This is a genomic window from Pseudopedobacter sp. (genome assembly GCF_040392825.1).
Taxonomy (GTDB): domain Bacteria; phylum Bacteroidota; class Bacteroidia; order Sphingobacteriales; family Sphingobacteriaceae; genus Pseudopedobacter.
This window is the reverse complement of the sequence record NZ_JBEBVH010000107.1, coordinates 1-12,525: the sequence shown is the minus strand read 5'-3', so window position 1 is coordinate 12,525 and position 12,525 is coordinate 1. Positions and strand designations below refer to the sequence as shown.

Annotated in this window: 13 protein-coding genes; 4 read left to right on the top strand and 9 right to left on the bottom strand. The window is 38.1% G+C overall.

The features are described 5' to 3' along the window. The 8 genes from ABWO41_RS09305 to ABWO41_RS09270 all read right to left on the bottom strand — a co-directional run. Positions 1-349: lycopene cyclase domain-containing protein (locus ABWO41_RS09305; protein ID WP_353136882.1), on the bottom strand; the 349-nt coding region annotated here is incomplete at its 3' end. Between the two features lies 1 nt (position 350). Further along, positions 351-803, bottom strand: coding sequence for a sterol desaturase family protein (locus ABWO41_RS09300; RefSeq protein WP_353136879.1), 453 nt, complete (start codon positions 801-803; stop codon positions 351-353). Beyond that, positions 803-1,267 carry an SRPBCC family protein gene (locus ABWO41_RS09295; RefSeq protein ID WP_353136876.1) on the bottom strand — a complete coding sequence of 155 codons (465 nt, stop codon included), beginning with the start codon at positions 1,265-1,267 and terminating at the stop codon, positions 803-805. The genes ABWO41_RS09300 and ABWO41_RS09295 overlap by 1 nt, the downstream gene beginning before the upstream one ends. Next, positions 1,264-1,722 (bottom strand): hypothetical protein, encoded by a 459-nt coding sequence (locus ABWO41_RS09290; protein WP_353136873.1) that lies wholly within the window; start codon positions 1,720-1,722, stop codon positions 1,264-1,266. The genes ABWO41_RS09295 and ABWO41_RS09290 overlap by 4 nt, the downstream gene beginning before the upstream one ends. Beyond that, positions 1,719-2,555, bottom strand: a complete 837-nt coding sequence (locus ABWO41_RS09285; protein ID WP_353136870.1) for a phytoene/squalene synthase family protein — start codon at positions 2,553-2,555, stop codon at positions 1,719-1,721. The genes ABWO41_RS09290 and ABWO41_RS09285 overlap by 4 nt, the downstream gene beginning before the upstream one ends. Beyond that, a complete protein-coding gene (gene crtID / locus ABWO41_RS09280; protein WP_353136867.1) occupies positions 2,539-4,047 on the bottom strand; it encodes a bifunctional phytoene desaturase/3,4-desaturase in 1,509 nt (502 codons plus the stop codon). Before crtID ends, ABWO41_RS09285 begins: the two co-directional genes overlap by 17 nt. Positions 4,048-4,118: 71 nt before the next feature. Beyond that, positions 4,119-4,784 (bottom strand): MarR family winged helix-turn-helix transcriptional regulator, encoded by a 666-nt coding sequence (locus ABWO41_RS09275; RefSeq protein ID WP_353136864.1) that lies wholly within the window; start codon positions 4,782-4,784, stop codon positions 4,119-4,121. 410 nt (positions 4,785-5,194) lie between these two features. Then, positions 5,195-5,851, bottom strand: coding sequence for a DUF6766 family protein (locus ABWO41_RS09270; protein WP_353136861.1), 657 nt, complete (start codon positions 5,849-5,851; stop codon positions 5,195-5,197). Between the two features lie 242 nt (positions 5,852-6,093). Here ABWO41_RS09270 and ABWO41_RS09265 point away from each other — a divergent pair, with 242 nt between their 5' ends. After that, positions 6,094-6,750 (top strand): response regulator, encoded by a 657-nt coding sequence (locus tag ABWO41_RS09265; RefSeq protein WP_353136858.1) that lies wholly within the window; start codon positions 6,094-6,096, stop codon positions 6,748-6,750. Between the two features lies 1 nt (position 6,751). Here ABWO41_RS09265 and ABWO41_RS09260 read toward each other — a convergent pair whose 3' ends face one another. Next, a complete protein-coding gene (locus ABWO41_RS09260; RefSeq protein WP_353136855.1) occupies positions 6,752-8,929 on the bottom strand; it encodes an ATP-binding protein in 2,178 nt (725 codons plus the stop codon). A gap of 377 nt (positions 8,930-9,306) precedes the next feature. Between ABWO41_RS09260 and ABWO41_RS09255 the strand changes: the two genes are divergently transcribed. The 3 genes from ABWO41_RS09255 to ABWO41_RS09245 form a co-directional block, all read left to right on the top strand. Then, positions 9,307-11,106 carry a carbamoyltransferase family protein gene (locus ABWO41_RS09255; RefSeq protein WP_353136852.1) on the top strand — a complete coding sequence of 600 codons (1,800 nt, stop codon included), beginning with the start codon at positions 9,307-9,309 and terminating at the stop codon, positions 11,104-11,106. Next, complete coding sequence (locus tag ABWO41_RS09250) at positions 11,078-11,998, top strand: glycosyltransferase family 2 protein (RefSeq protein WP_353136849.1); 921 nt, start codon at positions 11,078-11,080, stop codon at positions 11,996-11,998. The genes ABWO41_RS09255 and ABWO41_RS09250 overlap by 29 nt, the downstream gene beginning before the upstream one ends. Before the next feature lie 100 nt (positions 11,999-12,098). Beyond that, on the top strand, positions 12,099-12,525 hold a 427-nt coding region (locus ABWO41_RS09245; protein WP_502945641.1), incomplete at its 3' end, for a glycosyltransferase family 9 protein.

Sequence of the window (12,525 nt, the reverse complement as noted above, 5' to 3'; positions counted from 1 at the left end):
CGCTCACAAAAACAATGATGTTATTAAAACCATTGGTCCAATTGAAATTAAAAAATTTTGTCAGGCAGAAATAGGTAAACACGCAGGAAAACGGAATACAGATAAAAAAAAGCCACTCTTCAATAGGTAAGCCTAAAAATCGAATGCCAATAAGATAGTCATCATTAAACCACCATATTCCCAGTTTGGTAAACCATGAATCCCAAAGAATAAAAGGAATAGCCACTAGAATAGCTGCCTTTAGGAAAGAGCCAAAATACCGGTTAAAACGGATACGTTTATCAAAAGAAAAGATAAAGCAAACAATAACCGTTAAGAAATTTATAATAAGATAGGTGTACTGTTGCATGCTATTTGGTATTAAAATACATTTTGAAATATTTTAACGGAACCCATAAAAAGCCGAAGCATTCTCCTTCTTCTTTTCCGGTATGTTTGTGATGCTGTTTATGCGCTCTTCTAATAGCCAGAAAATAGGGGCTGGTTGTCTCTCTGAAAATTTTAATGCGTTGATGTATAAAAATGTCATGCACAAAGAAGTAGGCCATTCCATATAACGTGATACCCAAGCCTGTATAAAAAAGTACATTAAAGCCTTGTTTAGCACCAAAATAAAATAATGCTATCGCCGGTATGGCAAAAATGACAAAGAAATAATCGTTTTTTTCAAACTGCCCTTCATTGCTGTGATCGTGGTGATCTTTATGCAACACCCAAAGAAAACCATGCATAACATATTTATGAATAAGCCATGTTGCTGGCTCCATTAACAAAAACGTTAGAATAATGGTTAGTATACTCATCACAAATTAGTATTAAAAAGTCGTTCCAAAATCTGATAACGGTAGTCAAAAATATTGTACAATTTTCGCTTTACTATTATTTCATGAGCGATGTTACCCAAGAGACCAAAAGGCAGCTCATAGTCGACCGTATCTCTCATTAATACGCCTTTATTATTAGGTATAAATTCATGAAAATGATTCCAGTATTTATAAGGCCCCTTTTCCTGAAAATCTGTGAAGCTTTTCCCAAAGTCGACTCGTGTAATTTTTGTACGCCACCACATTTTTATTCCCAGCAAAGGGTATACATAATAGTCTATAATCATTCCCTCGTAAATAGAAGCAGGTAAATCTTTACTGATAACAGAAAATTTCATGTCGGCCGGAGTTATTTGCGACAAATTATAAGGAGATGAGAAAAAGCTCCATGCAGTTGCTAAATCACAACTTAGTTGTTGTTCCCTATACAATTGATATTTCATCTCTGTTTTTGCTCTAATGCTTTTAACAATATTTTCAGTTGTTCTGATGTGATCTGACTCTTATTTTCAGCAATAAAAACTTCATCGTTATTGATGTCCTTATGATAGTTTAAAAAAGATGGGGCATTTTTTTGTACCGACCATCGTATTAATCTCACTTCTACATTGTTTTTGGCCCGGATAACTGCACTTTCAATGTTTCTTTTTCCCTTATTGAATGTGGAAAGCTTAGCAATGGGGTTTAAAGTATGATTCGCCCAAATGGCCTGATAAGCACCTAAATAAGCCAAATAAACAGGATGTTCCTTTTTTTGTTGTAATTGCTGTATCATAGAATCGCACAGGGCTTTATCATCAACCGAAGTAAGGTAGTTTTTTCTTATTATTTCCAGCGTTTGCCCATTGCTATTCAACGAAACAAATAAACTTAGAACCAATACACAAAGTCTCATCATATTCTGGCCATTTTATAATCTATATAACTGCTCATCATCAGCATTAATTTTTTGCTGTCCGGAATACGGATTCTGGCATTTAGAATTTTCTGTGCAGGAGTCTGCTTTATTTTATTAAATAACGACCAGTAATACTTGTAGGCTAAAAATACGCCAAATCTGGATGTTGCAGGCAGCTTTTTTATACCTATAAGTGCTTCTTTAAATTCTTCACCTATTTCCGTTTCAATATTCGCTTTAGTCAGATTATCGAACGAACTCAGATCTATATTCGGGAAATAAGTCCGGCCCAAAATGTGGTAATCATCTTTCAGGTCTCTCAGAAAATTGATTTTCTGAAAAGCCGATCCCAGTTTCATAGCATAAGGTTTTAGCGCTTCAAATTCTTTTTTATTACCTTCCACAAAAACATGCAGACACATTAAGCCAACTACCTCTGCAGAACCCAGTATATACTCTTTATAGAGCTCGCTGTTATAAGATACCTTGCTTAGGTCCATAGACATACTTTTTAAGAACGTATCTATTAGAGATGGTTCAATTTGATAGTGATGTACAGTTTCCTGAAAGGACTGCAAAATAGGATTCAGAGAAATTTTCTCTTCCAGTGCTTGTGCTGTTTGTTGCTCGAAATGCTTAAGCAGTTCTTCCTGTTTATAACCGTGGAAGCTGTCTACAATTTCATCTGCTAAACGAACATAGCCATAAATAGCATAAATTGCTGGTCTTAATTTTGGACTTAAAGCTTTTATACCTAAAGAAAAGCTGGTGCTGTATTTCCTGGTCGTAGCCTCACTAACTTTATAAGATAGCTCGTCATATAATTTTTTCATAAGGCAGATGTATTAGTTTATTCACTTCATTAGCTACAATTTTTCCTGATATAATAGCAGGAGGAACCCCTGGTCCCGGTACCGTTAACTGACCGGTATAGAACAGGTTCTTTAAATGTTTATTACGAATAGTGGGTTTTAAAACGGCTGTCTGGTTAAGTGTATTTGCCAGCCCGTAGGCATTTCCTTTATAGGCGTTATAGTCTTCGATAAAATTACTTACACAATAGCTTTTCTTGAAATCTATTTTTTCTGCCAGATCTCTCGTACCGGTTTTCTTTTCGATACGTGTTAGCATTTGAGATAAATAATTTTCCCTGGTAACTTCATCGTCATCAATGCCTATAGGTAGGGGCATTAACAGGAAAAGATTTTCATGAGATCTGGGCGCAACTTTCGGGTCTGTTTTAGAAGGGCAGCAAACATAGAATAAAGGTTCTTTGGGCCAACGCTTTGTTTTATAAATTTCGTCAACATGCTGGTCCAGATCCGGCTCAAAAAATAACGTATGGTGTTTTAAATTTTGTATTTTCTCTTTTATACCTAAATAATAGATGAGACAGGAAGGAGCAAAGGTTTTACCCGACCAGTATTTTTCCGAATAATTTCTGTAGCGTTCCGGAATCAAAGTCTCGCTATGGTGATAATCTGATGAAGATATAACCATATCGAAAAACAATTCCTTGCCATTTACTTCCATAGAATAAACCTTTTCATCTTTAATGTTAAGTTTCTCTACAGGGCTGTTAAAATAGAATTGTGCTCCCTGCTTCTCGGCAATATGGTGCATGGCCTTTACCAATTCATAGAAACCACCCATAGGGTACCATGTGCCTAATGCATAACCGCCATAATTCATTAAACTATATAAAGCCGGGATGTTTTTTGGCGAAGCACCTAAAAATATTACCGGAAATTCCATTAAAGCAGTTAATTTGGGGTGTTTGAAATACCTTCTTACATAAGAACGATAGTTAGTAAGCAGATCTAATTCAAAAGCACTTTTTAAAATTTTAAGAGAGGCAAACTCCAGCCACGAGTAACAGGGCTTGGTCACAAAATCCATCATGCCAACTTCGTATTTGTACTGTGCCGATTTCATAAAAGCATCCAGTCTGTAACCAGCGCCTTCTTCTAATGCTTCAAATAATGCCTTCATTTCCAGATAATTTTCCGGAATAGAAACGGAACCGTCAGCGAATACCATTTCAAACTGCGGGTTAAGCGAAACTAAATGGTAATAATCTGCAGGAGAACAGTTAAAATCTGCAAAAAACTGCTCAATAACATCTGGCATCCAATACCAGCTGGGCCCCATATCAAAAGTATAACCGTTATTGGTAGAAAACTGTCTCGCTCTTCCACCAGGAGTCTGGTTCTTTTCAAAAACATATACAGTATGGCCATCTCTGGCAGCATAGGCTGCGGCAGACAGGCCAGAAATGCCTGCACCAATAATAGCTATAGATTTTCTGGAATCAGATCTTTGCATATTCAATACTTGTTTTCTGGGTAACTATAAAGCGTAGAAGTTTATAAACATGGATAGTTTTTAGTGCGTAATTAATTCTTCTTCTCTAAATATTGCTGATAGGCCATGTCTATAAGTTGAGCAGGTTCCAGGTTTTTAGCATAGATGGGCTGGTGAAAGTGATCCAGTTTTTGTAGGAGCGTAATCAACTGCATCTTTTCATTTCTGTTCAGATTGCCCGTAACAATTTCGGTAGCTTTACGGATGTGTAACATTTGCTGCTCCAAAGCTTCCAGACCTTTGTCTGTTATCGAGATTATTTTACTCCGCTTATCCTTTTCAGAACCTGTTTCTGTTATCCAGCCTTGCTTAATAAGACGATTAATGGTTTGTATGCCAACAGGCTTTTCCTGAATATTCTTTTTGATCAATTCCATCTTCGACATAGCTCCAAAGGCTTTTAGGTTAATTAAAAAAATAAATTCTTCCTGTGTAGAAAAGTCCGACCCGTAAATGGCAGATTTAGAATAGCTTTTCGCGTATCGGTTCATATGCACTATAAGTGTATTGATAACGCTTTCTGCACTTCTGCCTTTATCTTTTCCTTCCCAATCAGGCTCTTCAATTTGTGTTAAACTCTCACGCGCTGCAATCCAACGTTTAAAGCCATCAATAGTCGGTGAATAATGGCTTAGCGTATTATCATGTTCAAACTCTTCTACCAGTTGGACAACGTCTTTAAGTAGTTTATAGTTCATGTGTATTTTGTATTTAGTATACAAACATACTAATTAAAATGTTTTAAAGTTTTTAAATATACTATTATATAGCTACTGATTATAGCAATAATTTGTTTAGGTTGCTGGCCTGCTGACTGTAATCGCCTTGAAATTCAGTATTCTAGATTATTACTTTCCCTTTCATTAGATCATAATGTTTAATTTACAGGGATAAGCCTAAAGAACTTAATCTCAATAGACTGCAAACAATATCTGCCCAATAGGCGGTCATAAATCAATGCGATGAATGTAGACGGCCAGTTTAGTCTAAAATGGGAATGGATGAGTATATTCCGAAACCTATACAAATTGACGGTATTATGCACATTTTGATGGAGATCGGAAAATCTGAAATATATAATTTAAGTGGAAGAAGGTATTATAGCATCTTATTTTCCCGTCTCGCTATGCGGACTGTCTACCGGTTTTGATTCCGGAGAACCTTTTTGTCTTAAGAAAATGGTTAGGATAACAATAGAGGCAACAGACAGAAATTCGCTCTGCCAGTTTTGAAAGGTTTCGAACCAGAACTGAGGTTCACTTAAAAAATCCGCAAGTTTACTAAGTGGTTTTCCTTTCAGCAATTGTTGTTCATTAAAGTCTATAAAGCTGCCATACAGGTGGCCGCCCCAGCTCAGCAAAAAGAGAATGATGAAAGCGATAGAAAGCGAATTTTTATAAATAGCCAGGCGCCAACCGCCTTTCTTTACCGGACCTGGTGCATCTTTATGTGGTACAGGTTCGCGGTCTACCTCTTCTTTCTCATCTAAACTTTTTGATTCGGCCGATCCAATTTGTCTCAGAAAGATGGTCAGAATTACATACAATGCCATCTGTAAAAACTCGCTTTGGAAGTTTTCGAAGGTAGAAGATATGAAATGACCGCTGGTAAGATACGAAGCGAAAGGGACCGCTAAAATACCTTCTTCCTGCAATTCGGATTCATATTCTTTCCAACCGAAATAAACTTGCGCTGCCAGTGCGAGGATAAATAATAAAATAAATGTAATAGAAAGGCTGTTTCTATATAAAAAACTTTTCTGCATGGTTATCTGATTTAAAATCATCTTATAAAACTTTTGAAACCAGAATTAGTTTTTGTTCGTCCATCATTTTAGTTATAATTCGTTGTTGAGTGAGTTTTAAAATATTAATCAGCTTTTTAAAGCATATTCAAGCGTTTTGGATTAGTTTTTGTATAAATATTACTGTCTACGAAAAACATTAAATGTGATGATTCAATGCTGTTTAAAAAAATAAGTGGAATTGTTTCGTTAATAGAATAAACATGATCAATATTATTTTAGCAGAAGACCACTCGGTGGTCCGGAATGGGATAAAGTTATTGCTGGAGTCTCAACCACATTTTCGTGTAATAGGGGAGGCTACTAACGGTCAAGAAGCTTTAGAACTGTTAAAAAACAACGTTGTACCAGATATATTGATAACTGATATCAGCATGGACGGCATGGACGGTATTGAGCTGACAAAGTATATAACCATCAATTATCCCGCTATTAAAATTGTTGTTTTATCTATGGTGGGCAATAGCCAGTTTGTATTTAAATGTTTCGAAAATGGCGCCAGCGCTTACCTTTTGAAAAAGGTGAGCTACGAGGAACTGCTTTTTGCCATTAATCATGTCTCGAAAGGCGGGAGGTACCTTTGCGATGAGCTATCTATGGGACTGATTGAAAACCTAAAGGATACGAATCTGGTGAATAGCAGAGATGTATCTCAGCTGATTAATGAAATAGACCTTTCCGAACGGGAACTGGAAGTCTTAAACTTAATCAGCGAGGGATTAACCAATATAGAAATTGCCGATAAGTTGTTTCTGAGTAAGAGAACGGTTGAAGGCCACAGGCAAAACCTCATCAACAAAACAAAAGTTAAAAACTCTGCTGCGCTGATTAAATACGCAGCAAAGAACGGTTTGATTTAGATCATCCGGTATATATGCTGGACGGGATTTCTCCGGGATAAGGAAAGCTTAAGGTTACGGTGGTTCCCGAGCCTATTTCGCTATCTATAGAGATTTGGCCGCCCAGTTTTTCAATTATTCTTTTAACCAGGCAAAGGCCCACACCCGTACCTGGGAATTTTCCGGTATTATTGGCCCGGGTAAAGACGTTGAAAATATTGTTGAGATATTCTCCTGGAATGCCTATGCCATTATCAACAATCTGGTAATAAATACAATCGCCTCTTTGAATACTATTTATTTGTACTAAAGGTGTATTTTGGGTCGAAGAATACTTTATCGCATTACCCACTATATTTAAAAAGATCTGATATACCAGGCTCTTCTCGCCCCATACCGGTAATAATTTACCAAACTCTATATTGCAACGGTCGGTATTATACAGAATTTTGGCATTCTGTACTATTTTACGCAACATATGCACCATTGGAACGGGATCTTTGGCAAATTTAACCGATTTGGTTTTACCAATATGTATTAAACCATCTATAATGGATTCTATATTTTGTATACCCTCCAGTATAATTCTTGTCCACTTCTGCTTTTCTTCATCTTTAGCTGTAACACCTTTATGAATAAGCTGGGTTCCCAGCTTAACTATGGCTAAAGGATTTTTTAAATCGTGAGAAAGCGTAAAGGTCAGCATCTCCAGCTCATTGTTTAGCGTAATCAGCTCCTCATTAAATTTTTCCTGTTCTTCAGATTTTAAGACAATGGTATCGTGTATCAACTTGCTTAGCCTGTGGGTGAAATACAGGTCGTTATCGTCCCACGGAATCGCAGAATCCCTAACGGTTTCTTCCCAGGTCTTAAAATGTATTTCGTTACTCTGGCTTAGTGGCGGAAACGCAGGGGTAACCTGTAAAATTTGTCTTACGCTCTCTTTTCTAAACCAAAAAATATAATAATCGTTGCGGTTGGCAATTTGTAAGGCCATTAGCCCCGCAAATGGCAAACGTGAGCCTATCTGCGGCCCATATCGCAGACAGAAATTACTATCCTTAAAGACGGGCTTTTTATTTATTGATTCTACTATTTGTTTAATTTGCAAAATCTGCATTTCGGTAGGGCATACACCATGTGTAAAGATATCTCCGTTATGGAATATGGCAATACCATCTGCCTTTGGTGCTTTGCATAGAATTTCCAGATTTTCAATAAGGGTACAGTTAATACCTTTACCACACATCAGTTTACCTTTAAGATCCAGCTCTATTTCCTTAATTTTATCGTGGTACTCGAGCTGCTGCTGCTTAAAGTAACCTGCATATTTATTGGCTGCATGTTGTACAATAAAAGCACAGAGCTGTCTTTTCTGGAAGTCTATGGTTTTTTCTTCGTGATGATGACCTATCAGCATGCCCCAAAAGCGGTTATCTATTAATATGGGGACTGCAATATAAGAAACTACGTCTATACTCTTTAAATAGTTTAAGTGTAAAAGCGGTAACGGATTAAGCTGGCAGAGAAACAGATTTGTGTCTTCGGTATCTTCTAAAAATTCTGAACCCTCCAGGTGTACATTAGGGCAGTACCTGAAAGTAGATCCCTTGTAGAAATCTATTACCTCCTGCGGCATAAAATCTTCCGAAAACTGCTTTCCTAAAAAGGTTTGATAATTGGGGTTAGAACTTTCTGTCAGCATCTTACCAGCGCCGGAATCTTCTACTTTATATAACAAAACGCGATCGAACTTAATAGTTTCGCGGATTGCGACACACAGGGTGTTCCAGATAGCAGGTGTTTTTTCTTCCAGTAAATAGGCAATGGTATCCATCTGGAAGGCTTTAACTGTAGATTTTTCCTGCGGTTCCCACTCGCAGTACATGCTATCATTTGCATGGTAGATATGCAGGTAATATTTAGAACCCAATATATCATGATGCAGAATTCTCCTTTCTGTTTTTCGTTGAAGGACTTCTTCTATAGTACGCAATATCCTGTTTGTGGACGATACCAGATAACGCTCAAAGAAATTGATAATATGCTGCTTCAGATACAGTTTAGAGGAATTAGCGGTAATTTCAGAGAAATTATTGCTGATCCCGACGATATTACCCTTTAGATCACAAACAATAATGTACCCGAAGGACTGGACAGACTTGGTCTGAACCTCCTGGTCGATTTCCATATTTTTCATAGATGACGGTTGATAACCCTAATTTATTAATAAAAAACAAAGAATCCTATTAAAAAAAACGGTAAATACGTGATGCATTCTTTTTGTTTTGTTGTTTTTGAGCCTTTAAACTAACAGGAAACGTGAAAAATACATGGCACTGCGTATTTATACCTGTTTTCCCGCATAACGCTTTTTGTGCAATACTGTTCACACCTTTTACAGTGCAATTCATTTTATCGCGGTAGAGCCGGTTGTGAAAAATACCTGTTCTATGTTATAAGTACGCTGCCTGTATCATGCTATTTCGACAAACTACCTGTTTTAAAAAATACTAAATCTTTTGTGCGGTTTAATCAGTTACACAAAGACTATTTTATTCATTAAATCACAGGCTTATGTATACTCTTGGTATTAACGCAGTCTTCCACGATTCTTCGGCATGTATTATAAAAGACGGAGAACTGATAGCGGCAGCGGAAGATGAAAGATTCACTCATTTCAAACATGGTAAAAGACCCATTCCTTTCAGTACTTACGAACTGCCTTTCCATGCTATCGATTTCTGCTTAAAAGTTGCAGGCATACATCTTAATGATGTAGACCATATAGCTTATTCCTTCGATCCTTACGAGATTCTTCCTAAAGAACTATTGGATTCGTCTTCCTGCGCTGTTCCGCTGTTTTCAGATCAGCGTAATTTCGAGGCAGATCTCGAAAACCCATGGAATAATCTGTTTCTTACCGCTATTATCAATGCAGAAAACCATTTGGTAGATGGTTATCCGCACCATTTACAAAAAAGATTTTATAAAGCAGACAAGCGTAACTGGAAGTGGCATTTCGTGAATCACCATCTGGCTCATGCGGCAAGTGCTTTTTTACCTTCGCCTTTTAGCAAAGCCGCTATCCTTACGCTGGACGGGCGGGGAGAAAACTGTTCTACTACTTATAGCGTAGGGTTGGATAACGATATTAAAAAAATAGCCGAAGTTAAATTACCGCATTCCCTGGGGCTGTTATACGAAAAGGTAACTACCTATTTGGGTTTTCTGCATTCTTCCGATGAGTATAAAGTAATGGCTTTGGCTTCGTACGGTAAGCCGGAGTTTATTAAAGATTTCAGGGAGATTATACAATATTCAGGCAATGGTCAATACCAGATTGCAGATGAAAGACTGGAAGAGCGTTTTGGACCTGCCAGATTAAGGGGCGATGACTTTACCTCGCATCATTTCGATATTGCCCGTTCGCTGCAATATGTGCTGGAAGAAACGGTTTTGGAAATCTGTGACTGGCTTTACGACATCACCGGTGAGGAGAATTTATGTATTGCCGGTGGGGTAGGATTAAACTGTGTTCTCAATGCCAGAATCAGAGATAAAAGTCCTTTTAAAAATGTGTGGGTGCAACCTGCAGCCGGCGATTCGGGAACCGCATTGGGGGCAGCGCTATGGATAGATGCACAGCTGAGAGAGACTAAAGACAAAGACTTCGTTATGGAGCATGTGTATTGGGGGCCAGATTATAGTGATAATGAGATAGAAGCTTTTCTGAAAAAAAGTAAAATCCCGTATCACCAAATGAATAACGTGGCTGAAGAGACGGCTTCGCTTCTCGCAGAGAATAAGATTATTGGCTGGTTTCAGGGTAAAATGGAATATGGACCGCGTTCTTTGGGCAGCCGCTCTATTTTAGCGTCGCCCATAGATCCTAAGATGCAGTCTCTGTTGAATATTGTTAAAGACCGGGAAGACTTCAGGCCCGTAGCTCCTGTAGTCCTGGAAGAGGATGCACATGAATGGTTCGAAAATGCCGGGAACTCGCCATTTATGCTGTTTATCTATAATGTAGTAAAAGATCGCGAGCATCTTATTCCGGCGGTAAAACACATAGACGGTACGGCAAGGGTACAAACTATTAATGAAGAGCAACATCCGCTGTACTATCAGCTTATCAAGGCTTTTAAAGAAAAGACAGGCGTACCGGTATTGGTGAACACTTCCTTTAATACCTTGGGTAAACCTATCGTTTGCAGTCCCCGAGATGCTATAGAATGTTTCTGGACATCGCCTTTTGATGCTTTGGTTATTGGTTCATTTTTAATTAGAAAAGATTATGGAAATAAAAATTTCAGTAGTTATACCAACATACAGGAGACCCAATCTATTGAAGCGTTGCATAATTCAGTTAATTAAGCAAAGTATTGATACTTCTTCTTTTGAGGTGATTGTGGTGAGTGATGGGCCCGATCAGCAGACGCAGGCCATGGTAGAAGAGATAGCGGAAAAGGGTATTATTCATCTTAAATTTATAGCTCCTGATAGTAAAAATGGTCCTGCTTATGCCAGAAATATAGGTTGGCTGGCGGCAAAAGGAGAGCTTATTGCTTTTACAGATGATGACTGCCTGCCCAATGAAGATTGGTTAAAGACCATTCTGGAGAATTATCGGGGCGAGGAGTTAATTGCTTATAGCGGACATACGATAGTTCCGATTTCTAAAAGACCACATGATTTTGAGGCGAATACGGCGAAACTGCAAGATGCCGATTTTATTACAGCCAATTGCGCCTGTACTAAAAAAGCACTTATAGAAATTGGCGGATTTGATATGCGCTTTAAGCTGGCATGGCGCGAAGATAGTGATCTTGAATTTAAACTGATAGAGCGACAAATCCCGATTATAAAGCTGGATAAGGCTTATGTAGTGCATCCGGTACGGAGGTTCCCCTGGGCGGTAAGTATTAAGGAACAGCGGAAGGTTATTTACGATGCGCTGTTGTTTAAAAAGTATCCCAAATTGTACCGGCAGAAAATAAGCAAGCACACGGCATGGAATTACTATCTGGTTTTACTGTTCACCTTGTCTTTTATTTACGGTTCCTTATACAGTCTGCCTTATCTGGCGGCAGCAAGCTTATGTATTGTTCTGGCTTTGATTGTAAATTTCGCATGGAAGCGAACAAAAAATGCCGATAGGTCTTTTAAACATATTATAGAAATGCTTGTTACCTCTTTGGTAATCCCTTATGTAGCCATCTATTGGAAAACATATGGGGCATTAAAGTTCAGGGTTTTATTATTATAACAAAGCTGTGAGGTTTTTAGTGTTCCCGTGTGTCAGAGATTCCAGAAAGCGGTTTCGCTTGGAGTGACAGGAAAAAGAGATAACTGTTAATTGTTAAATAATGATGAGCGATAATACGGTAAAACGAATTGCCATCTTCAGAGCTTTACAGCTTGGCGATTTATTATGTGCTATGCCTGCGGTGAGGGCAATCCGCGAATTTTATCCAAAAGCAGAGATTATCTTTATCGGACTTCCGCATACAAAATCTATTATAGAAAGGTTTAAAGAATGTATAGATAGGTTTGTCGCTTTTCCAGGCTATCCCGGGCTTCCCGAACAGGAATTTGATGAGGATAGTTTCAGAACTTTTGTGAACGACATGCGTGACCTGGAGATAGATTTGCTATTCCAGCTTCAGGGGAATGGTTCTATTGTCTACGATTTCCTGAATATACTGGGGGCCAAACGTGTGGTGGGCTTTTGCGAGCTATCCGAGCAGCAAAACGAGAATCTGATGTGGTATCCGGAGGGTTTACACGAAGTTG